Origin of the sequence: Streptomyces flaveolus, assembly GCF_000716535.1 — a bacterium.
GTDB lineage: Bacteria > Actinomycetota > Actinomycetes > Streptomycetales > Streptomycetaceae > Streptomyces > Streptomyces flaveolus_A.
The window spans coordinates 56,961-77,294 of sequence record NZ_JNWV01000015.1 but is presented as its reverse complement, the minus strand read 5'-3'; the positions used below and the strand labels follow the sequence as shown (position 1 = coordinate 77,294).

Genomic DNA, 20,334 nt, shown 5'->3' with positions numbered 1-20,334 from the left:
GCCCTCCCTGCTCGACGGAGGCCGGGGCGGTCGCGGTGGTCCCTCACCACCCAGCACAGAGAGGAGCTGGACGTCATGCACCTGCGGATCTACGAGGTCGACGTCCCGATACACGACACCAACCACCCCGACCGGCACGGCGTGCACGTCTTCACCGGCGTCGCCGACTCCCCCGCCGCGGCCCTGCGCCGCGCCCACGAGGTGTACGACGCCGCCCTCGCCGCACACACGGCCGGACTCGAGATCCCCGGCAAACAGCCGGACAGCTGGACAGCGCGCGGGCTTCGGCCCGGCTGGCAGATGGAGTGGCCCGCCGCGAAGGCCGGCCTCTGGCACAACCCCGTCAGCTGGAGCTGCCGCAGCGACTTCGCGCTGTAGATCCGCCCCGGGACAGGCGAACGGCGGACAACCAAACCGCCTGCCCCGGGGCCCATCCATCCCGTACGAGACGAGACGGAGAACCCCAGTATGTCGTCCCTTCTGCGCGTTCAGGGCCGGATCGGCCAGCGCACCCTCTTACTGACGACCGCCGCCGTGCCACTGACCGGCTGGGCAGTCCACGCGGTCACGCTGCATAAGCGGCTCGCCGCCACCCGCCGCGACCCGCTGACCGGACTGCTGCGCCGCGACACCTACACCACCCGCGCCCGCCGGCTCCTGGCCCGCCACGGCGACGACACGGCCGTGATCATCATTAGTGGAGTACGTGCGGGTTCCTTCAAGGCTGTGTGACACGGTGGATCCGCATCGCAGCAGCTAGATCGCTCTGTGGCGGGCCTTCACTCGAAGGTGTGGGATCTCCGCAGTAACTCGCAGATTCCACGAGTGATGCCTGTAATTTCCGTGATCGTGTCAGATTCCGAAAGTCGTTTGCTGAGACTCCTCAGCCCTGCGGGGGATTCCGCCACTCCGGTGGACCCGGCAGCCGTGGCGGTGGAGTCCGGGCTGGCGGATGTCGTGACGCTACAGCGCCGTCGGCAGGCCCGGGTTTCGGCGCATGATGAGGAGAGTTTCTTCCTCGACACGCTCTCGGAGTACCAGTGGGCCCGGGACGCGGCAGGGCTGGCACCGGCCACCCTTGATGGTCTGGTCAAGCCAGTCATCGAAGTATGCAACTACTACGGCACGGTTCCCTGGCAGCTGTCGCCGAGGGAGGTCGACCGGTACTTCGCGGGACCTGGGAAACGAGCGTCTTCGACTTTGCGCGCGAAGATCAACAAGATCGACGCGTACTTTGCCTTCCTTGAACAGCGGTATGCCGGCGAGATCATGCGGCGCTTTGGTGCTGCAGTTGAGTCACCGATCGACCTGTTCAACCGGCCCCGGCACCGTGGGGACTTCGGGCTTCGGATCCCGCCATCACAGACGGCGATGCGCGACTTCTTCTCGCGCTGGCGCGAGGACCTGCCGAACGCACGGAAGTACTTCGTCGCCTGCCGCGACTATGTGATGACCAAGGTCGCCTACCTGTCCGGTGTCCGTGCCGCGGAGCTGTGCGGGGTGTGCATGGGTGACATTCACTGGGAGCACGGCCAGTGGGGTCGCTTCGTTGTCCAAGGTAAGGGTGCCCGCGCTTCCGGGCCCCGGCCTCGCGAGGCGTACATGTTCCAGGAGGGGCGCGCCCTGTTGTGGTGGTACATCGAAGAGATCCGGGGTGAGTTCGGGGACGACACCGAACACCCACGGGCGCCTCTGTGGCCGTCGGAACGCAAGCCGACTGCGGTAGCCGCTCTGAATCTACCGATCGCCCCGGCGATCGTCCCTTCTACATTCCGGCGGTCGCTACACGCTGCGGCTACGAACTACCTCGCGGGCCCGGTCGCCGACCTGTTCCCGCACCTGCTGCGGCACGCCTGCGCGACCCATAACTACGAGCGCGGGATGACGTTGTGGGAGGTGCAGAAGGTCCTAGGGCACGACTGGGCCACCACGACACTTCGGTACATGGCGACCGCGCACGCCGATCCGGAGGTGGCGAACTTGGCCGCGAGCTCGCAGGCGGCGCAACGACTGGTGATGGACAGGGGGAACCTGCGGTGAAGTGGAATCTGCGGATGGTGGCGGCCCAGCGTGACCTGTGGCGGCCTACCGAGGTGCTGGCGGCCTTCCAGCAGGTGGGGTTTAACCCCTCGCTGAGCAAGGTCGCCGCGTTGTGGGGCGGTGCCCCGGTCACAGTACGCCTCGATGACCTCGACAAGATCTGTACGGCGCTGAACTGCACGGTTGCTGATCTGCTTCAGGCGGAGCCGCTCGCAGACACGCAGGCAGCGCCGGAGTCTGGCCAGCAGGCCGTTGGCGCTGAGTCACAGCTGCCAGCCGGCCCGCTGCGGCCGGTGCCGCGTACCCGGCACGGCAGCGGGCCTCGCTCACTGCCGCCGAGCTGACAGCCGATGGGACCGGACCGGGGTGTGGCCCGGAGTTGCGAGTCGTGTCTGGGCTGGGTCCTGTTGCACCACAGCTGGGTGTGCGCTGGGTGCAAAGCCTGGCAGCAGAAGCATCGAGGACGAGGCGTGTGCCCGCGTTGCCTCCATGACGGCTACCTGAACACCGACGGGCTGTGCCGTTCCTGCCTACAGGCTATCCGGGTCGAGGACGACGCACAGTGGGCCCTGGGCATCGAGGAGGCGCGACCGCGTGCCCTTCAATTGACGATCGGGAGCTACCGAGACGGGTCGATTTCGGCACGGCCCCTGCGCCGGGGTGTGGGCGGCGGGCGCGATGTGATGGCGGATTGGAAGCGGAAGCTCAACCAAGCACGCACAAACCTCGACGAGCCTCCTGCCGAAGTATTGAAGCCGGCGACTCGGGGGCAGCTTCCGCTGTTTACCCTGCCCAGGACGCTGACTGTGACGACAGTCCGGGCGATCGCCGACCGACCGGTATCCGGCTGGGATCGGGCCCGAGAGGCGCTCGTCGCATTGGCGAGCGAGCATCGTTTCAACCGAGGGTGGTACTACAGGGTCGCCGAGATGGTGCGTCTCGCCTTGGCAGTCAGTGAGGCCGAGGGCACCGACCTGGTACCCGAAGCGTCCCTACGGGAGCTGCCGAGCAGAGGGGACGCGGTCCGTGTGATCCTCCTGCGCGCTGGGCTGCTGGCCGAGGCGTCGGAGCCTCTGCGGTTCTACCCGGCCGATCAGCCCAGCACGCCCTACATCACCGTTCCGGCATCCCAGCCGCCGCTCACGCCGCGCCAGTGCCGGGACTGCCATGCGTGGATCCCCGGTGGCTGGCGAGGGTTCCGCTGCAACCCCTGCAAGCACTGGCGCGAGAAGTACGCCCGAAGCCGGTGCCTGCGTTGCCGGCGCGAGGACCTTCCCTCGCGTCGCGGTCACTGTCGCGGGTGCTACCCCTATCGCCTCCTCGACGAGGCAGGGACTCACCCAGCGCGAGCCACGCAACTCCAGATCGACCTGCCCGCCGGTACTACGGCAGGGGTTCAGCCATTGATCGGAGACCAATCGCTCCGTGGAGCCGACGGGACAGCGGCGCCTCACGCCGCCCGCGGGCAGGAAACGCTCTTCAATCTCCGACGCGACTGGTCGCCTGTGCTGGCCCGCCTGGGGCGCCGAGGTCCTGGCGAGTTGCCGCTGTCGGAGGAAGCTCGGCGGCTGGTCGAGGAGTTCGACCAGCTCATCCTCGATCGTCGGACGCCTGACTACCGCAAGAACATCCGCACGCTGACCATCCTGGTGCACTGGCTGGGCGCTGAGAACGCCATCCTGGAGCGCGATGTCCACGATTTGGCCAGTTGTTCTGCGACTCTCGCGGCGAAGCCGGTCTGTCAGTTCCTCCGTTCTCATGGTCTGCTCATTGATGATCCGGACCGCCGCCAGGACGTGAATCTCGCGTGGATCCAGGTCGCGATCAGTGTCCTCCCGGACCCGCTCGCCAGCGAGATCCACGCATGGGTGACCCTTCTGCGCAGCCAGGGGCGCCGCGAGGGCGAGGTCCGCGATTACCGCAGCATTCGCCGTTACCTCGCCCACATTGAACCCGTCCTCACCACGTGGACAGCCGCCGGCGTGACCACTCTGCGAAAGATCACGACTGACCATATTGAGGCGGTAGTCTCCGGCCTGTCAGGACAAGAGCGCCAGCAGGTCGCGGTGAGCCTGCGCAGCCTGTTCAAGGCGCTCAAGCGGGAACGGATGGTTTTCCGGGACCCGACCCGCCAGCTTTCGGTCGGTCACCTGAAGGGACTCCCGAAGTCCATGCGCAGCGATCTACTGGCCGGACTGATGGATCAGGCAAAGTCTCCGCTCAGCCGCCTGGTCATCGCCTTGGTGGCCATTCACGCGCTGCCTGGTGAAGAGCTTCGCACGATTCGGACGAACGACCTCAACCTTGCTCGCGGCACTCTTGAAGTCCGCCGCGGCTTGCTGCGGCACACCCTCTACCTGGAGGAATTCACCCACCGACTCGCCAGCGAGTGGCTCGCCTATCGCCACCACCGCTGGCCGGCATCGGCGAACCCCTACCTTCTCGTCAGCCAGAAGACCGCCCTCGACCCAGATCATCCGGTGGTCAGCAGAACATTGCTTCGCAGAACCCTCCCCAAGAACGTCACGCTCGTCGGCCTGCGGCAGGACCGCATGCTCAACGAGGCGTTTGCCACCGGTGATCCCCTCAAGCTGATGCGGCTTTTCGGGATCACCGCGCAGACCGCCATGCGCTATGTCGGCGCCGCCTGCCCGGAGCGCACCGCGAAACTGCCCAGGTAGCAGGCCCGATCCGAGCCCGATGCCAGCTGAAAGCCCGTGGCGGTGTAGCAGTGGGTCCGGCATCATCCCCATGTGATTGTGATGCAACCCGTTCTGGAGATCTCCGCCGCCGACGACTTCGCGCTCTGGCCGGTTGGCGAGCACGAGTCATATGGCTACCTCGTGCTGAACGGGGAGCTCACTCCGGCGGAGGTCGGCACGGCGGTTATGCAGATCGCCGCCTGCAACGACTTCGAGCCGGAGGAGGAGCACGGGCCGTGCCCGACCGACCCGCTCGGCACATTCCTGCACGGGCTGCTCACCATGCCTGATCTGTTCGCCGCCGGAGGGTTCCGGGTGACCAAGAATGCCACCGACACCGTCTTCGTCGAGCCGGGCTGCTGCAACGGTCTGGAGACCTGGCGGGACTGGCTGGAGGTGCTCGACGGCACCGGCTGCTCCTACTTCGGCCACGATCCGTCGTCGGTGGCCGAACGCGTTGGCGACATTGTCCGGCTGACGTTCGACGCTTACGGGACGGACGACAGCCCGGTGATCGATCTGTCGGTGGACCAGGCACGCAGGCTCGTCGCGGGTGCCCAGCAGGATTTGCAGGACTTCCACGGTCTTGCCGGAATCTGGGCTGAACAACACCTGCCAGCACACGCCGCCGCCGTCACTGCCGCCCTGGCACGGGTACTGGACCTGGCGCCCATACAATGACCAGCTTCCTGACCCACCGAGCGCACGTGCACGACGCCCGTCTCCCCCTCCGCCGCCGGCACAGCGCGCTGCGGACCTGCATCACCCTCTTTGCTCCGTACGGCTTCCGGGCGACGTACCACCACCTCACGCTCAGCGCCGCGATCCCCCGGCGGCTGGAGGCGGACCCGGACGCGCTGGTGCGGGCGGTGGAGGAACTGCATGAGGCGCGGGTGCTGTGGCTCGCGCGAGCGGAGGAGTACGCCGCGCAACGCCGGGCGGAAAAGCGGGCGGGACGGCGGGCTGTAGTGAACCCGCGACCGTGGTGGCTGCGGAGCTGGTGGGAGGGCCCGAACCGCGCCTGGTATGAAGACCCGTTTCACCATCCGTCGCTGCGGCTGCCTGAGTACGTCCGGCGACAGAACGCGATTCTGGACGGCGCCGACCTCCCCGGCTGCCCCGCCTGCGGGGACGAGAGACCGCTGGTGTCGAACTCGACCGGGCACGGCTGGGTAGAGCTGTGCCGTGGGTGCGCGTGGGTGCTGGCGCCATGTCCGTGCGGGCAGCGGCACCGGTTCGTCCCGGAGACGCCGTTCAACTGGAAAGGGATCTGGCAGCGGGCGCACATGAGCGATGACGGCATGCCGAACCCACATTGGCCTGCGGGCTAGCCGGTTGGATGCGGCACGGGGGGCTTGAGTGTGGCTGATCAGCTGGGTGGCGCGCGCTCTTCAGATCGTTGCCCGCCGCGCAGGTGATCGTTGCCCGGCGCTCCTCGTAGCGAAGAGATGTCACGGGTGCTGCCGGGAGGCCGCCCGGCTGGTCACCACACGTCGACGGACCAGACGTCGCCCCTCTGATGTCCGTCTGGATCTGGGTCGCCTGACCCGTACGGGTCAGGGTCAGCGACGACGTGGATGCGGGCGGCGGACGCGGATACGCGGTAGCAGTCCATGTCACTCGACGTGTTGTGCTTGTCGAGTTCGATCGTGTGGCCCAGGGCCAGGATGGCGGTCTGCAGTTCCTTGAAGGGGACTCTGGGTGCGAATTCCCCGTATTCCCGCGAGAGCGGGGACGGCACGGTGCTCGGGGACTGGTCGTACAGCAGTCGTTGGATCTTCACGCCGAAGCCGAAGCACGACATCTGCCCTTGCCGCCCTGGCTGGTCCGGCGAGAAGTTGACTTCCACGAGCCCGTAGTCCCGCCGCAGTAGGCCACCACCGGGAACATCGAGGCATGCCGCCCCCAGGGCGGCTTCCCAGGCTTCGGGGTCGGCACCGAGGCCAACTCCCAGGACCTCACCGCAAACGGCGACGTGAGCGTAGAAGTCCAATGCGGACACCCGCCAACTCCCTCAACTATCCGGACAAGGCACCACTTGCTGATCTCCGCACAGGACAGGCGGACCAGCGCCCAGTTCGGTGATCGTCCAGAGCAGCCTGTCAGGGCGGTCGCCGGGTGAGTTCGTCGCCGTCGTCGAAGTCCCAAGCAGGATGCGTCGTTCAGATCAGCCGTGGTCTTCCCAATCCTCCTGGCAGAACCGGGCTTCGCTCACCATGTCCCGTCAGCTAGGCCGGAACACGCGCGTGGGACCGCCGCAGCCATCAGCTGGCATGCAGGTTCCGGCTTACCAACGTTCAGGATTCCGGGAACCCGCGCGCTTCCGACCAGGACCACTTCAAGGACGTGAACGACACGATGGGCCACCAGGCCGGCGACGCCGTCCTCGCTGCGACCGCCGCCCGGCTCACCGCGTGGGCGGGCCCCCGCGCATCCGTCGGCCGCCTCGGAGGCGATGAGTTCGCCGTCGTCCTGCCGCTGCCCGCCGCACGCACGGAGCAGCGCCTCGCGCAGCTGGTCCGCATGCTGCACACCCCGGTCGTCCTCGAGGACGGCCGCACCGTCGACGTCGCCGCCTCGGTCGGCGCCGCGACCACCGACGTCCTCGGCACCCGCGACCTGAGCGTGCTGCAGCGGGCCGCCGACGCGGCCCTCTACGACGGCAAGCACTCGGGCCGCGCCGCCGTCGCCTCGCCCGCGCACACCACGGTGCCGTCCATCAACGGCCGCCGCGCCGGGCGCCCGGGAACGGCCATTTGGGGGCGGGCAGCATGAGCACCGCGCCCCTCCCGCAGAGCGACTGGATCCGCGGCATCAGCGTCCAGCAGCCGCACGCCACCTGCATCCTGACCGGCGCCAAGGGCATCGAAAACCGCCCCCGCCCCTGGAGCTGGCGCGGCTGGATGCTCCTGCACGCGGGCCAGCGGATCGACCGGCCCGCCCTGCGCGTCCCGCTGATCGCCCGCACCATCCGCGGCCGCGAGTTGACCACCGGAGCCGTGATCGGCATCGCGCGCCTGATCGACTGCCACCAGGACCCCGAAGGCACCGAGCCCTGCACACCGTGGGCACAGGCCGGCGCCTGGCACCTGGTCCTTGAGGACGTGCAGGAGCTGCCGCTGCCGGTCCCCGCCGCTGGGCAGCTCGGGCCGTGGAAGCCGGCCGAGGGCCTGCTGGACCGCGTGTTCCAGCAGTTGCCCGCCTTCCGGCCGTGACCCGCCAGGGACGCACGAAGGAGAAGCCGCCGTTCGAGCCGGGCCTGATCCCGGCTCCCGGCGAGCTTCTCGTCTGGCGCGACGCCCAGCACTTCGACCGCTGGCAGGACCTTCCCTGCACGCTGTGCGGCCAGCCCACGCCCATGCGCTCCCACTCCGGCGAGCCCGTGCACAAGGCATGCGCGGAGGGCTGGATCACCGCCAACCCCGTGGAGGCCCGCCGCGGGCGGTTCGCCTCCGACCTCGCGCCGAAATCCAAGTCCAAGGGCCAAGGCGACCACGCCTGACCTCCACCTGGGGGACCTCCATGAGAAGCACCGACCGCGACGTCGACCACGCCCTCGCCTACCCCGAGCCGCCGGCCTCGCCGCTCTGGCACCGCCACAGCGCGAAGGCCCGCCCGCTCACCCCCGAACAGCAGAAGCGCAACCGCGAGCTGCTGGACATCGCCCTGCGCAAGTCGTCCCGCACCAGGGCCGCGTAGGAGGGCCGGTCATGTTCACCTACATGAAAGAGGCACTCGCAGCCGAGGACCTCGAACTCACCCCGCTCGGCGACGGTCAGAACGCGGCCGCCTCCCTGGCGGTCGCTCACCACTCCCGCGACAAGGCCGACCTCATCGACCTGCTGGGCGCGCTCGGTCTGCCCTGCGGCGAGGACGACCTCGTACGCCTGCTCCCGCACCTCACTACCCCCGACGACTCCCCGACCGGAGTGACGATGCCCACCGGAACCGTCAACGCCTTCATCGCCACCGCCGTCTCCATGCTGAACAACGGCGACAGCCCCGAGCACGTCCGCGGCACCCTCGGCCTGTCACAGGACGAACTCACCGAAGCCCTCCGACACGCCGAGGCAGTCCGGCACGCCGGACTGCCCGCCTCCGGCGCGGACACCGGGGCCGGCACGGGCATCCCGGAGACGGCCGCGGCGCCCGACAGCACGATGGACGCCGACGGCATCGAGGCCCTGCTCGCGTGGGCGGAGAACCACCCCGCTGCCAGCATCCGCAACCGGGCCGCCCGCGTCCGCAGTGATCTCGCCGAGCTGACCGAGCGCCGCGCCGACGACGAAGCGCAGCGCCAGGCAGAGGAGCGCGTCGCGAAGGCCAAGGCCGAACTGGAAGCCGCCCAGGCGCAGCTGCGTGCGGTGAAGGCCGGCGGCCACACCGCCACGGCGGTACAGGCCGCCCCGCGCCTGGCTCCCGCTCCGGATCCGGCGGCTCCCACCGGCAAGCGCAGCAAGGAAGAGCTGGCCGCGATCCGCACGTGGGCCCGCGCCAACGGCTACCAGGTCGCCGACCGGGGCAACCCGGCCAAGGTCGTCATCGACGCCTACGACGCCGCCCACCGCACCACCAACCTGGCGGAGGCGAGCTGATGGACGCCATACCGCTCGCACTGGACGGCTACCTGGCCGCCGAACCCGAACCCGGCGACCGCGCCGGCACCGCCTACTGGCGGCTGAACTGCTCCATGGGCACCGACCACCTGGTGGAAGAAGCAGTCATTCCCTGCACCACCATGGACCCGGGCATCGCGCGCGCCATGCTCACCGAACGGCAGCCCGGCGACCTGCTCCGCGTCATCGGCCACCTCACGCTCCCGGACACCGCCGACGGGGTCATCCGGCTGCACGCCGACACCCTCGAAGTCCTCTGGGAAGCGCCGCTACTGGACGCGACCGGAGACGACGCGGACACCGCGACATCGATAGACGCGGACGCGGACCGCAACAGTGCGATCGCGGCTCTCGCCGAAGCCCTCACCGGCTTCGGACAGGCCGCACCCGGCCCCGGGCAGAGCATCCGCATCCACATCAGCCCGACCGGGGCCCTCGGTTCCGGCCTGGAGCACTGCCACAGCTTCGACGTCACCCCGGCCATGGCCCACCGGCTCGCCGACTACGTCGACGCCATGAACTGCTACCTGGACAGCGAACGCCCCGACGGTGTCGTCCTGGACCCGGAGACCATCGCGGACCTGACCGAGCTGTTCGAGGACATCGACCTGATCGACCTCACCAACACCGTCCTCAACGCGACCCGCCCCGAAAACCGGGCCGCCGTCACGCAGGCGATGGACGACATGTTCGGCGACATCCCCGCACCCGAGGACACCGACCCGTGACCGCCAGCCACCCCCGAAAGGAGGCGACCTTGAAGCCCACCCAGCCCCAACGCACCGTCCTGGAACGGTTCCCCGCCGGAGGCCCCCGCGGCTCCTGGCCGGCCGAAGAGTACGCCGCCGCACAGCGCACCCAAGGACGGCCGGACGCCCGGGTCGTGATGGACCTGCACAGCGACCAGTTCCTGGTGATCACCGACACCACCCAGTAGCACCGCCCCCCTTGGAGCGTCGCGCCCCGCCCCGCCCTTCCCGGCCAGGCGCGGCGCTTCACATTCCCGCCACCGAGCAGGAGGCACCTGTGCATCCGATCCGCCTGATCTCGTTCGGCTACCTGCACTTGCCCACCAGCCCCGACGGCTCCCCCGTTCCGCCCGCCGCCGACCGGATCGAGGACGTCCGCGACCGGCTGCGTGACCCGGCCGCCGCCCGCGACATCCTCAACCTCGACGGCCTCAACCCCCGCGTCCAGGACGTCGTCCTGAACACCCCCGGCGCCCGCGAGCTGCTCGCCAACCTCGCCGACTACGCCGGCCTGCCCGCCGGCCCCCGCCGCATCGCCATCGGCTGTGCAGGCGGCAAGCACAGGGCATCCGCACTCGCCGAACTCCTGGCCCGCGAACTGCGCGCCTGCGGCCACCAGGTCGACGTCGAACACCTCCACGTCCATCTCCCGCGCGTCCTCAAGGCAGCCGACATCAGCACCGGAGCGAGCGCATGACGACCACTGGCCTGTACCACCTCGTGACCAGCGAGGGCGACGACGGCACCATGCACCCCGCCGAACAACTCTGGACACCCGGCGAGGACGCAGTGGAGAACGGCTTCCTCGTCCATCGCGCCCTGCTCGTCACCGGTATCGACAACCCCACCGACGACCACCTCTACCCGGTCGGCTTCGTCGTCCTCGGCCACCAACGGTGGACCGACATCATCGAGGCCGCCGCCGCGTACATGGCCCGGGTCCACGGCTGGCGTGGCCTGCACCTGTACCCCGGCGGCGACCCCTCGACGCTCATCCCCTGCCTCCCGCGCGCCGTCCTCACACACGGCGTCTTCTTACGGCACCTCATCCCCGGGAGGGAGACTGCTTACGGCGGACGGGCCTCGGGGTCATGACTGGCCCTCGGAGCGGGGCGGGGCCCACGCTGCAAGGGGGGAACGGCGAGCCAGGGCCCGGGGCGTGCATGAGGGCGTATGCCGTCTTCAGCTTGCCGACGTGTGTGCCGTGCCCTTGGTGCGGATGTGCTGACGGAGAAAGAGAGCGGCGCGCTCCAGTGCCTCGTCGGCTTCGTCCAGGACGCCGGCGAACGCCTGGAAGACATGTGGAACGTCAGCGGTGACGTCCAGGATGACGTCCACTCCGGCTTCCCTCGCGCGCGTGGCCATGCGTGTGGAGTCGTCCAGGAGCATTTCGTTGGTGCCCGCCTGCAGAAGCATCGGAGGAAAACCGGTCAGGTCGGCGCGGATGGCGGGACTGAGCATGGGCTGGTGTGGGTCCTGTCCCGCAAGATACATGGCCCCGGTGTGCTCCAGGCCCGCACGCGTGAAGAACGGATCGATGCCCGCCTTGCTGTCCATGCTCCCGCCTGTCCGGGTCATGTCGAGTCCAGGGGAGAACGCCACGATCGCGGCGGGCATGGGCAGGCCCGAGCCGCGAGCGGCGAGGCAGGTGGCGACAGCGAGGCCGCCACCGGCGGAGTCCCCGGCGAACGCGATCGCCGAAGGGTCCTCGCCGCTGTCGAGAAGTGCGCCGTAGGCGCTCAGCCCGTCCTCGATCGCGGCCGGGAACGGGTGCTCAGGGGCAAGCCGGTAATCCAACGAGAACGCCCTGAATTCTGTTCTGGTCACCAGGTTCCCCGTCAGCGACATCGCCGTCTCCGGTGAACCGACCACGTAGGAGCCGCCATGGAAGTAGAGGATCGTCCCGGCCTTCGCAGTGCCGGCCGGCTCGACGAGCACCGCGGGCCGGTCGCCGAGCGTCGCGGTCCGGGTGCGGATCCCGGCCGGGACGATCATTTCGGCCATCATCGCCCTAAACCCGGCGCGGAGCTCCTCCACCGACCGAGGACCCTCAAGCCGGGGCCGCCGGACCATCGCGTCGATCTCCGCGCGCTGTTGCCTGCTCACTGCCGCCTCCAACACGAGTGCATGCCAAGGAACTATATTCCCAGGCATCTGTATGGATGCTAAGATATATGCCATGGCATCTAAGTCAAGCGGTGGCCGGGTCGACCTCCCCGGTTTCTTCGCCGACCTCGTTCGCTGTGAGACGCGCCTCTACAACGCGCTGAACGACCGTCTTCGCGAGCGGCACGGAATCGTCACCTCGCAGTTCGAATTCCTGCGCTTCCTGCGCGACCACCCTGGGTCCCGGGTGGCGGACCTTGCCGCGGAGTTCGCCATCGGCATCGGTGCGACCAGCAAGGGCATCGACCGTCTGGAGAAGCAGGCATGGGTCATGCGGCGAACCAATCCATCGGATCGTCGCTCATCACTGCTGGACCTGACCGATGACGGCCTGCAACTCGTCGAGGCGGCGGAGGCGACCTTCACTGAAACGCTGGCCGAGTTGACCGCAGGCGCCCTCGGTGGCCCCTCAGGACTGGCCGCCGTCCAGGTCCTTTCGGAGCTCCGCTCCGTGCTCGAACGCCATCAAATCGGCCTACCCACAGGCTGACCGGCATGTGCAACCAGTCCGATCCCCCGCTGGCCATGTGATCAGCCTTCGTTGCGAGGCGAATCCCGCAGATTGATCACGACTCGATACGCGCCCTAGTGGGGTGTTGTTGTCCGCGGACAACAACGCCTTCGGGGAGGAAGCCGCAAGGCCAGCTTCGGTCTCGTGGGCGTCCGCTTCGGCAGAGGAAAGAGCGAGCACCCTCCAGTTCAGTGAGCTCGGCCGGCGCATCGAGCCGGGAGACGGATGGCAGCGGGCAGATGTCGGATGCGGTCCGCGTAGTGTCGTGGAGTGCATTCCCACCTGATCTTCGAGAACCCTCCGGCTCTGCCGCACGAGGCGGTAGTCGAGATGATGGAGCGGGCCCTGCGTGACCGTTCGGCGGAGGGCGAGGCAGCGAGCGTCCTGGTCGGGACAGCGTTGAACGACGACGACGCGGAGTTTGTCGAGTACTGGTGCGTGCAGGTCGGGACGCGCGCTGTGTCGGGAAGTCCACTGCTCGGGCTGGCCGGCCTGTGCCTGGGCCACACCGCTCGACGCTTCGGGCGACTCAGCGATGAGGCCCTCGCGCTCGCCAAGTCGCTGGCGGCGCGGGCCGAGGCCGACCCGAGAGACGTGGACGGACGGGCCCTCGACGGTTACGACGATGTCCGGAGCTTCCTGCACCTGTGGTGACGCCGCATCCCGCGCCGAATCAAAAAAGTTGCCCCTGACCACGAGGGCTTTGAGGCGCCTGTCCACGACGTGGCTGTTCCGCCAAACAGCATGACGCACACCGCCGCCCCGATCAGCACAGGGCCACGCTTCACAACACGGCGAACGTTGCCTCACGCGGCACGGGATCTGCACTATTTCCCAGCCCAGGGGAAGCGCTCGAGTTGCCTGAGCACCCAGCTGAGCGACGCGAAGGCCCGCACTCCCCCGCCAGAAGCGCGGGGAAGACGGGCCTCGGTTTTCTGCGCGTCAGGCGAGTTGCTGCTCCTGAACGGTCAGCTCCTGAAGGAGGGCGGTGTACTCGTCGGGGTGCTGCTCCCGCATGATGCTCATGAGGACCCGGGCGACCTGGGTGAAGTCCGCAGGCTTCATCTTCCGGTGCAAGTGGTGGGCCAGGAACAAGGCGTCGTCATACGGTAGCTGGCGTGGCTGGCCGTCCTTGGCCGTGTCCGCCGCGCCGTCATCGCCTGCGACCGTTGGCTCAGCACCTGCCGCAAAGCCGGGGCCACCGGGCTCTCTGTCTTGTCGTGTGTCGTTGTCCGCGGACAACAACACTTCCGGGGGAGCCGCCGCACGGCCGGCCTCCGTCTCGTGGGCGTCTGCTCCGCCAGAGGAAGTAGAGCGGACAGGAGCAGGGCTCTCCTGACTCGGCTGCCCTTGCGCAGGAACGTTCACCTTGTTGTCCGCGGACAACAAACTGGCTGACGCCGTCGGCTCCAGTGAAGTCTCCTGCGGTCCGTTGTCCGCGGACAACAAGCCCTGACGAGCCGCTGCAACTGCCTGCTTCTCCAGAGCCTTCGCCTCGGCAGCGGCATCCTTCATCTGCTGGAGGTGCGCCAGCAGGGCAGCAGCGTCGAGTCCGGGGTTCTCCTTGAGGTGACGGGCGAGGGCCCGGCCATCGCGCTCGGACATCGTGCCGGCACTAAGCATCATTTGAATCTCAACGGGCAGCGTGAGCAGAATCAGCTGATTGGTCACCCACGACCGGTCCTTGCCCAGCTGTTCTGCGGCACGGGCCCGAGCTCCGCGCTCGTTCTCCTCCGCGCAGACAGTCACCAACTGCTCAACACCGCGTGCCCGCTCGATGACGTCGAAGTCTTCCCGGTTGAGGTTCTCCTCCAGCAGGTGCTTTATAAACTGCTCACGGGAAGACGCCAGGTCGTCCCGGATCACGAAGTCGAGCGTGTCGAGGCCAACGTGTACAGCGCTTCGAAACCGGCGCTCGCCGTTGATCAGGACGTGGAGACAAGACCCGATGGCCTCTTCATGGGTGGGCCACAGAGCCAGGTACGCGCCCCGGGTGACTGCCACGCAGGCCGCCAGCTGCGCCTGGCGCAGCTCCTCCCCGAATCGCGTCATCTCCTCGTCTGTGCCGAAGTTACGGCGCGGATTGAGCGGCGTGGGCGACACCTCGTCCAAGCGCAGTTTGACCAGCTCGTAGGCCGGGATCTCGCCCTCGGTAATGGCCTTCGCCTTGCCGCGAGCGCTGCGCTCTCGTCGCACCTGACCGAACGACGATCCGGTTCCGAGCTTCTGCGAGATGCTGCTCATGCGCTGAGCCTCCTGGCCACCGTCCGCATGACCTCCGCCTGCTCGCCGTAGGGGGCATGCACCAGAAGCGGCTGCTTCACGCGGACGGCTTCTCGCTGGTCCTTCAGCTCCGGCACGACAGCGATGACAGGCGGGTCACCGATCTTGTGCCACTCCTCGAGCGAGGACGTGGCTACGAACCCCTTGCGGGCGTCGTAGAGGTTGACGACGAATCCGAGCAGAGCGATGTCGACGTCCAGGTCGCCTGTGAGGTCCTGGATCTGGTCGTCGAGCATGTCGAAGGCATCGGCGGAAGAGTCCTCCGCCTGCACCACGACCGTGATGCCGGAGGTGTTCTCCTCCTCGCCCTCGCGGGTGCGGCAGTAGTACAGCGCCGTGTCCATCGCGTACCCCAGGCTGGGCGGGCAGTCGACGAGGATGAAGTCGAACTCCTTCTCCAGCTGCTCAAGGGCCTTTTCGAGCGCGGTCTCCTTGACACGGACGTAGCGGCTTGTCGCCAGCTTGGCGTCCAGCAGGAAGGCGTCCTTGCAGGACGGCAGCAGCCAGAGATGGTCCTCGAAGTCGCCACCCTTTATCGGGACGAGCAGGTCACGCAGTTCGCCCTTCGCCTCACCGAGCATGTGCTTGGCCAGGCTCGGGCTGTCGATGTCCAGCATCTTGTGACCCAGCTGCACGGTGAGGTGGCCCTGTGGGTCGAAGTCGATGAGCAGCGTGCGGTGCCCGGTCTCGGCCAGGGCCTGGGCGACGCCGGCAGCTACCGACGTCTTGCCCACGCCGCCCTTCTGGTTGCCGAAGATGATCCTGCGGGCCCCCGTGACACGGGCCGGCTTCGGCCGCGGCGACGGGTTGCTGTCCAGCCAGAAGCGGATCGCCTGGGCCACGCCCTGGTTGTAGGAGATGCCTCGCTTCTTGCAGACCTGCTTGAGCTGGCCGTACAGCCCGGCAGGGAGATAGGTCGAGAACGAGGAGCCGCCACTGGTGTCCACTTCCGGACGAGGCCTGGCTTTGCGCCAGGCCTCGATGCCCTCGGTGACGGCGTCCTGAATGTCCTTGTCCAACTCCGCTGCCCGAACCTTCAGCTCTTTGCGCAGGTTGCCAGGCAGCTTCGCTACTACCTTTTCCCGATTGCTCGGGTCGTATGGGGCGGTCATGGCGCTACCTTACTCGCCCCTGTGCTCGTGAATCACGCAAACCGCGTGTCACCTTCGCTTGTTGTCCGCGGACAACAAGGGGTCAGCTCCTCACCTCGCCACAGCCGTCGGCCCAACGACGTTGTCCGCGGACAACAAGCAGGCCGTCGGCCAGCCCCACGCCTTGAACCGTCAGCAGCCTGATGTGGCGCACGATGTGCGTCGTCGAGCGGCGAGTCAGCACCGCGAATCAGCGTCTCGGTGCCTGGTGTGGGCTTCTTCCTGCAGGCGAAGTGCATCGCGGTTGGAGGTGTAGCGCTGGTGGTCAATCTCGTTCAGCCCGAAGTGCCAGTACGGCGTTGCCGAGTCGGACATCCCAGCCCCGGCGATCCTGCACGGCTTGGGCGCCGGCAATCCCGGCCTGCGGATCGGTCAGCGCCATGGCGACGTCACCGTGGAAGGGGAAGCAGTTCCACGTCAGTTCCCACCGGTCCCCGTGACCCCACAGGCGCCTCCCCACGCGGCTCCACGCAAGCGTGCGATCCAGAGGGTCCGCGAACCAGTTGCCCAGGGCCCACCGCCGTTCGGGATCGCACAGCCCGATCCGCGACATCAGACCCGCCAGGAGTGACAGCGCGTCATCCGTCATGGGCGGCACGTCGGCCAAGGCCTCGTGCTCCTGGCTGGTCAGGCCGTGGTGCACGGTCCATACCCGGCGGCCCTGCTCGAAGCCGCCTTTGAAGGGAGAGACCGGGGGGCGATCGGTGACCGTCATGCGTGCGCCGGTGATCAGATGCCGGAGGACGAAGGCGTCGTCCCTTGCTTCGTGCAGGCGCAGGCCGGGCAGGCCTACCGGCTTGCCTCGAGGTACCAGGTACTTGAGCACGTTGGACGGCGTGGGCGTGATCAGGACCAGGTCATCGTGCCTGGGGGAGAGGGTCAGGTCGTAGTGGGTCAGTGAGGCCATGGCCCATGTGCCTGGCCACTGCTGCAAAGGGCCTGCGTTGAAGATGCCGAGGGCGAGCAGCGCTCGGAGCCGTAGCTGGCCCGGGTCGTGACTGTCGAAGCCCAGGTGGCCGCAGCCGCGGGGGGCTGCCCGTGCGGCTGCCTGCCTGTGTTCACCGGAGAAGGCTCGACGGATCGCGGCGGCGGAACGGCGAGGAGAGTGGGCCATGCCAGAGTCCTTTGAAGCCGCCCGGCCGGCAGACAGAGACACGGATTGCTGATCATGCAAGGTCAAAAGCGACGTGGGCGCCCCACACCCTCAACGCACTACCGTGACAACCGGGTACCACGGGTATGCAGCAGCCGGGTCGTCGCAACCGGCAGGAACCACACCCTATCCACCAACCGAGGCTCCACGCCGCCATTGGGACCGACGCGTCGCCGACGTCAGCCGTCGGGTCCGGGAGCTCCTGGCGGCGCCGGAAGGCGCCAGCGACGTAGCGAAGTCCAGTGATTGCAAGGCCGATCTCTCGCGACGAAGAAGATCAAGCGCCCGAAGAACACCCTCACGTCCCTGAAAGAGGCGGCGAAGAAGGTGAACAAGGCAGCGGGGCGGCATGCCGTCGAAGGGCAGCCCGACGATGCGATCCCTCCCTACGAGGAGACAGCCGGCCCCGCCGCGCATGCCTCAGCGCAGCATTCGCACGACATCTTCGGGCGTCGCTGCCGACCTGTAGCGGCAGAGTCTCCTTCCACCGCTCGCGATAGAGAGGCCCGCCAACGGACCTTGACGTTCTCTCGTCGAGGGAAAGGCGCCGGCTGGGCGCTGATGCCCAGGTACCAACTCCCGGGTGGTCGTGCAGCAACAGGTGCAGGCGATTCTCGTCTCGTGTGATCTCCACGGGCGGGCCCACACGCCGGAGGCTTACCGTCTCGGGCTGCCGCGGCAGCCCGCCTGGCGGGCGCTCCGGTAAAGACTTGGTGATGCCCTCCCGCCCAGCGGGAAGGACCCCGGATCGCGCTTTTGCGCAGGTCAGCGCTGGGGTTTCATGGGCCGATGATCAGTATGTCGCCAGTCCGCCCGGGGAACGGGTGGCGCTATCTCTTCCGTGGTGTGATGGTCGGCGACGGCCACCGCCGGGCGGGCACGCCGCTGCGCGTCGCCTAGGACGAAGCCGGTGTCCCGCCCGGTGTGTGGAAGGGCCGGGGCCTGGCCGCGCTCGGCCTGGCGGCTGGGGACGTGGTGACCGAGCGGCAGGCCGAGCTGCTCCTGGGGGAGGGCCGGCACCCGGACGCCGACCGGATCGAGCGCGAGCTCCTGGCGCAGGGCAAGACTCCGGCGCAGGCGAGGCGGGCGACCGTGCTGGGCAGGCCCATCGAGCACAACCGCTCACCGAAGACCGACAAGGCCAAGGAGCGCACCCCCTGGCTGGCCTTCGACCTGACGTTCCGGCCCCCGCCGACGGCACACGTCGCATGGGCACTGATGGACGACCGGCACCGCCGGGTGCTGGAGCTGTGCGACGTCATCGCCCGCGACAAGACCCTGGCGTGGACGGAGGAGTCGGTCGCGGAGATCCGCTGGAAGGCCGGCGGCAAGGAGCGCGCCCGGGTCAAGGACGGGCTGGTCATCGCGGTCTTTAGGCACTACGAGTCCAGAGCCACGGAATCGAGGCCGCTGCTTCACACTCACGCGGTCGTGTCGATCCGCGCCCGGCGGCCGCACGACGGGAGGTGGGGCAACCTGTCGGCGAACTCGCTGATGACCCACATAGTCGCCGCCGACACCCTCTACACCCTGTACTTCATGGAGGAGGTGACGGCCCGGCTCGGGTGGGCGTGGGAGCCGCGCGAGGTGACGCCCCGCCGCCGGCCGGTCATGGAGATCGCGGGTATCGACCAGCGGCTTATCGGCTGGCAGTCGACCCGCCGTCAGCAGATCGAGGACGCGCTGCCCGTCCTGACGGCCAAGTATGAGGAGAAGCACGGGCATGCGCCGGGGGAGCGGGCCGCCTACGCGCTGGCCTGTCAGGCCGCCGACCAGACCCGCCCGCCCAAGCGCACCGAGCTGCTGTCGCTGACCGAGCTGCGGACGCGATGGCGCACCTCAGCGATCCGGGCGTTCGGCGCCTGCACCGTCTACCGGCTTGCGGCGCGGGCGCGAGCGGCGGCCGCGGCGGTGTGGGCGCGCGTGCGGCCGGTGGTCGACATCGCCCTGGCCGCCGTGGACACCGTCGCCGTGGTCTATGTGATGCGCGGCGCGTTCGCACGCCACCACCTGCTCGCCGAAGCCCGCCGCCACCTCGCCTACGCCCTGCGCGGCCATCCTCACCAGCCAGGCCTGGACGAACAGATCGTGCAAGCGGCCGTCGACGACTACACCCGCCCCGTCGGACGTGGCCGGAGGATGACCGCCGACCTGCGCGCCCTGTACCCGAGCGACACCGAGGACCAGGCCGTGCTGCGCCCGCTGACCCGCAGCCGCACGGCACCCCAGTACGAGCGGGCCCGCATGGCCGCCGGCGCCCTGGCCGCCCGGGTCCGCGCCGCGTGGCGAGCGGAGCGCTTGGGCTCCCGTCCCCGTCCGCACGCCGTCGCGGTGCCCGCCGCCTCGAGGTCGCACCCGTGGCCGTTCCGTGACGGCCGGAAGGATGGCCGCCTCCTAGAGCCGGAGACCGGAGTCGACGTCGACGCGGTGGAGCAGACCCGCCAAACCCTTGAAGTCGCCGCCGCGCAGGTGGCCGCCACGCTCCAGAACAGCCGGCGGGCATGCGAAGCCGCCTACGGCCTGCGTCCGCAGCCTGCCCCGATGGCGGTCCCGCCGCCGCACGCCCAGCAGCCCGGCACCCAGCACACACCACAGAAGGAGTCGCGTGAGTACCCCGGAAGAACAACCCAGCCTTGACGAAGCCCTCGCCCGCGCCCACGCCGCCCGAGAGAAGATGGCCGCCGCGCTCGACGAGGACCAAGAGCCCGAAGTCGACGAGCCCGTGGGGTGGCAGCCGACCTGGAAACGGCCCCGGAAACCGAAGTCGAAGGCGGCGAAGAAGGCGGAGCTGCGCAAGCAGCGGAAGCGACTCCAGGACGCCGGACGTCGCCACCTTGCCGCCGGGCAGTCGCGCCGGCCCCGGTCCCAGCAGAACCGGATCGGCAACGCGGCCGCGCGCCGCGACGCGCGTGCTCTGTCCCGGGTGCGGCACTCCACCGCGTGGCTGTGGTGACGATGCGATG

23 protein-coding genes and 2 pseudogenes are annotated in these 20,334 nt (G+C 68.6%); 20 read left to right on the top strand and 5 right to left on the bottom strand.

Annotation, left to right across the window (positions count from 1 at the left end; genetic code table 11):
* The first annotated feature begins 75 nt into the window (after window positions 1-75).
* From OO52_RS17195 to OO52_RS17165, 7 genes are all read left to right on the top strand, one after another.
* Window positions 76-378, top strand: a complete 303-nt coding sequence (locus OO52_RS17195) for a hypothetical protein (RefSeq protein ID WP_030643832.1) — start codon at window positions 76-78, stop codon at window positions 376-378.
* Window positions 379-468: 90 nt separating this feature from the next.
* Complete coding sequence (locus tag OO52_RS17190; RefSeq protein ID WP_030643831.1) at window positions 469-732, top strand: hypothetical protein; 264 nt, start codon at window positions 469-471, stop codon at window positions 730-732.
* Between the two features lie 180 nt (window positions 733-912).
* Entirely contained in the window at window positions 913-2,040 is a 1,128-nt protein-coding gene (locus OO52_RS17185; RefSeq protein WP_030643830.1) for a tyrosine-type recombinase/integrase, read from the top strand.
* Complete coding sequence (locus OO52_RS17180; protein ID WP_030643828.1) at window positions 2,037-2,384, top strand: helix-turn-helix domain-containing protein; 348 nt, start codon at window positions 2,037-2,039, stop codon at window positions 2,382-2,384. Before OO52_RS17185 ends, OO52_RS17180 begins: the two co-directional genes overlap by 4 nt.
* 126 nt (window positions 2,385-2,510) lie before the next feature.
* On the top strand, window positions 2,511-4,721 hold the full coding sequence (locus OO52_RS17175; protein ID WP_324608311.1) for a hypothetical protein: 2,211 nt from the start codon (window positions 2,511-2,513) through the stop codon (window positions 4,719-4,721).
* Window positions 4,722-4,802: 81 nt separating this feature from the next.
* Entirely contained in the window at window positions 4,803-5,423 is a 621-nt protein-coding gene (locus OO52_RS17170; protein WP_030643824.1) for a hypothetical protein, read from the top strand.
* Window positions 5,420-6,073, top strand: coding sequence for a hypothetical protein (locus OO52_RS17165; RefSeq protein ID WP_030643822.1), 654 nt, complete (start codon window positions 5,420-5,422; stop codon window positions 6,071-6,073). Before OO52_RS17170 ends, OO52_RS17165 begins: the two co-directional genes overlap by 4 nt.
* 152 nt (window positions 6,074-6,225) lie before the next feature.
* Here OO52_RS17165 and OO52_RS17160 read toward each other — a convergent pair whose 3' ends face one another.
* Window positions 6,226-6,744: a hypothetical protein gene (locus OO52_RS17160; RefSeq protein WP_037628974.1), complete on the bottom strand. Its 519-nt coding sequence runs from the start codon at window positions 6,742-6,744 to the stop codon at window positions 6,226-6,228.
* 323 nt (window positions 6,745-7,067) lie between these two features.
* Here OO52_RS17160 and OO52_RS47300 point away from each other — a divergent pair.
* The 9 genes and pseudogenes from OO52_RS47300 to OO52_RS17120 form a co-directional block, all read left to right on the top strand.
* Window positions 7,068-7,517: pseudogene (locus tag OO52_RS47300) on the top strand (GGDEF domain-containing protein); the annotation flags it as partial.
* The gene (locus OO52_RS17150; protein ID WP_030643817.1) at window positions 7,514-7,957 is read left to right on the top strand and encodes a hypothetical protein; all 444 of its coding nucleotides are present in this window, start codon (window positions 7,514-7,516) and stop codon (window positions 7,955-7,957) included. The pseudogene OO52_RS47300 and the gene OO52_RS17150, both read left to right, overlap by 4 nt.
* Entirely contained in the window at window positions 7,954-8,244 is a 291-nt protein-coding gene (locus OO52_RS17145; RefSeq protein ID WP_030643815.1) for a hypothetical protein, read from the top strand. The genes OO52_RS17150 and OO52_RS17145 overlap by 4 nt, the downstream gene beginning before the upstream one ends.
* Window positions 8,245-8,264: 20 nt before the next feature.
* Window positions 8,265-8,441, top strand: coding sequence for a hypothetical protein (locus tag OO52_RS51500; protein WP_167347908.1), 177 nt, complete (start codon window positions 8,265-8,267; stop codon window positions 8,439-8,441).
* A gap of 11 nt (window positions 8,442-8,452) precedes the next feature.
* Window positions 8,453-9,337 carry an Lsr2 family DNA-binding protein gene (locus OO52_RS17140; protein WP_030643813.1) on the top strand — a complete coding sequence of 295 codons (885 nt, stop codon included), beginning with the start codon at window positions 8,453-8,455 and terminating at the stop codon, window positions 9,335-9,337.
* The gene (locus OO52_RS17135) at window positions 9,337-10,086 is read left to right on the top strand and encodes a hypothetical protein (RefSeq protein WP_030643811.1); all 750 of its coding nucleotides are present in this window, start codon (window positions 9,337-9,339) and stop codon (window positions 10,084-10,086) included. The genes OO52_RS17140 and OO52_RS17135 overlap by 1 nt, the downstream gene beginning before the upstream one ends.
* A 29-nt stretch (window positions 10,087-10,115) precedes the next feature.
* A complete protein-coding gene (locus tag OO52_RS17130) occupies window positions 10,116-10,295 on the top strand; it encodes a hypothetical protein (RefSeq protein WP_030643809.1) in 180 nt (59 codons plus the stop codon).
* An 89-nt stretch (window positions 10,296-10,384) separates the two neighbouring features.
* The gene (locus tag OO52_RS46030) at window positions 10,385-10,804 is read left to right on the top strand and encodes a RapZ C-terminal domain-containing protein (protein WP_078877184.1); all 420 of its coding nucleotides are present in this window, start codon (window positions 10,385-10,387) and stop codon (window positions 10,802-10,804) included.
* Window positions 10,801-11,202 carry a hypothetical protein gene (locus tag OO52_RS17120; RefSeq protein WP_063738792.1) on the top strand — a complete coding sequence of 134 codons (402 nt, stop codon included), beginning with the start codon at window positions 10,801-10,803 and terminating at the stop codon, window positions 11,200-11,202. Before OO52_RS46030 ends, OO52_RS17120 begins: the two co-directional genes overlap by 4 nt.
* Window positions 11,203-11,289: 87 nt before the next feature.
* Here OO52_RS17120 and OO52_RS17115 read toward each other — a convergent pair whose 3' ends face one another.
* The gene (locus OO52_RS17115) at window positions 11,290-12,102 is read right to left on the bottom strand and encodes an alpha/beta hydrolase (RefSeq protein WP_280923200.1); all 813 of its coding nucleotides are present in this window, start codon (window positions 12,100-12,102) and stop codon (window positions 11,290-11,292) included.
* Between the two features lie 184 nt (window positions 12,103-12,286).
* Here OO52_RS17115 and OO52_RS17110 point away from each other — a divergent pair, with 184 nt between their 5' ends.
* Both OO52_RS17110 and OO52_RS17105 read left to right on the top strand, forming a co-directional pair.
* Window positions 12,287-12,763, top strand: a complete 477-nt coding sequence (locus OO52_RS17110) for a MarR family winged helix-turn-helix transcriptional regulator (protein ID WP_030643804.1) — start codon at window positions 12,287-12,289, stop codon at window positions 12,761-12,763.
* A 291-nt stretch (window positions 12,764-13,054) separates the two neighbouring features.
* Window positions 13,055-13,438 carry a hypothetical protein gene (locus OO52_RS17105; protein ID WP_030643801.1) on the top strand — a complete coding sequence of 128 codons (384 nt, stop codon included), beginning with the start codon at window positions 13,055-13,057 and terminating at the stop codon, window positions 13,436-13,438.
* Window positions 13,439-13,726: 288 nt separating this feature from the next.
* Here the strand turns inward: OO52_RS17105 and OO52_RS17100 are convergent, their stop codons facing one another.
* The 3 genes from OO52_RS17100 to OO52_RS17090 all read right to left on the bottom strand — a co-directional run bounded on the left by OO52_RS17100 (window position 13,727) and on the right by OO52_RS17090 (window position 17,332).
* Window positions 13,727-15,028, bottom strand: coding sequence for a ParB/RepB/Spo0J family partition protein (locus OO52_RS17100; protein ID WP_030643799.1), 1,302 nt, complete (start codon window positions 15,026-15,028; stop codon window positions 13,727-13,729).
* Complete coding sequence (locus OO52_RS17095) at window positions 15,025-16,179, bottom strand: ParA family protein (protein ID WP_030643797.1); 1,155 nt, start codon at window positions 16,177-16,179, stop codon at window positions 15,025-15,027. Before OO52_RS17095 ends, OO52_RS17100 begins: the two co-directional genes overlap by 4 nt.
* A 304-nt stretch (window positions 16,180-16,483) precedes the next feature.
* Complete coding sequence (locus OO52_RS17090) at window positions 16,484-17,332, bottom strand: hypothetical protein (protein WP_051818335.1); 849 nt, start codon at window positions 17,330-17,332, stop codon at window positions 16,484-16,486.
* An 888-nt stretch (window positions 17,333-18,220) separates the two neighbouring features.
* Between OO52_RS17090 and mobF the strand changes: the two are divergent.
* A pseudogene (gene mobF, locus OO52_RS17085) lies at window positions 18,221-20,008 on the top strand (MobF family relaxase).
* The gene (locus OO52_RS17080; RefSeq protein ID WP_030643790.1) at window positions 19,977-20,324 is read left to right on the top strand and encodes a hypothetical protein; all 348 of its coding nucleotides are present in this window, start codon (window positions 19,977-19,979) and stop codon (window positions 20,322-20,324) included. Before mobF ends, OO52_RS17080 begins: the two are co-directional and overlap by 32 nt.
* The last annotated feature ends 10 nt before the right edge of the window (window positions 20,325-20,334 follow it).

Bases quoted from the DNA above. Each gene is read 5' to 3' on its own strand.
- OO52_RS17195 (WP_030643832.1), top strand. From the start codon at position 76: ATGCACCTGCGGATCTACGAGGTCGACGTCCCGATACACGACACCAAC.
- OO52_RS17190 (WP_030643831.1), top strand. From the start codon at position 469: ATGTCGTCCCTTCTGCGCGTTCAGGGCCGGATCGGCCAGCGCACCCTC.
- OO52_RS17170 (WP_030643824.1), top strand. From the start codon at position 4,803: ATGCAACCCGTTCTGGAGATCTCCGCCGCCGACGACTTCGCGCTCTGG.
- OO52_RS17165 (WP_030643822.1), top strand. From the start codon at position 5,420: ATGACCAGCTTCCTGACCCACCGAGCGCACGTGCACGACGCCCGTCTC.
- OO52_RS17150 (WP_030643817.1), top strand. From the start codon at position 7,514: ATGAGCACCGCGCCCCTCCCGCAGAGCGACTGGATCCGCGGCATCAGC.
- OO52_RS51500 (WP_167347908.1), top strand. From the start codon at position 8,265: ATGAGAAGCACCGACCGCGACGTCGACCACGCCCTCGCCTACCCCGAG.
- OO52_RS17140 (WP_030643813.1), top strand. From the start codon at position 8,453: ATGTTCACCTACATGAAAGAGGCACTCGCAGCCGAGGACCTCGAACTC.
- OO52_RS17135 (WP_030643811.1), top strand. From the start codon at position 9,337: ATGGACGCCATACCGCTCGCACTGGACGGCTACCTGGCCGCCGAACCC.
- OO52_RS17120 (WP_063738792.1), top strand. From the start codon at position 10,801: ATGACGACCACTGGCCTGTACCACCTCGTGACCAGCGAGGGCGACGAC.
- OO52_RS17115 (WP_280923200.1), bottom strand. From the start codon at position 12,102: ATGATCGTCCCGGCCGGGATCCGCACCCGGACCGCGACGCTCGGCGAC.
- OO52_RS17110 (WP_030643804.1), top strand. From the start codon at position 12,287: ATGGCATCTAAGTCAAGCGGTGGCCGGGTCGACCTCCCCGGTTTCTTC.
- OO52_RS17100 (WP_030643799.1), bottom strand. From the start codon at position 15,028: ATGAGCAGCATCTCGCAGAAGCTCGGAACCGGATCGTCGTTCGGTCAG.
- OO52_RS17095 (WP_030643797.1), bottom strand. From the start codon at position 16,179: ATGACCGCCCCATACGACCCGAGCAATCGGGAAAAGGTAGTAGCGAAG.
- OO52_RS17090 (WP_051818335.1), bottom strand. From the start codon at position 17,332: ATGGCCCACTCTCCTCGCCGTTCCGCCGCCGCGATCCGTCGAGCCTTC.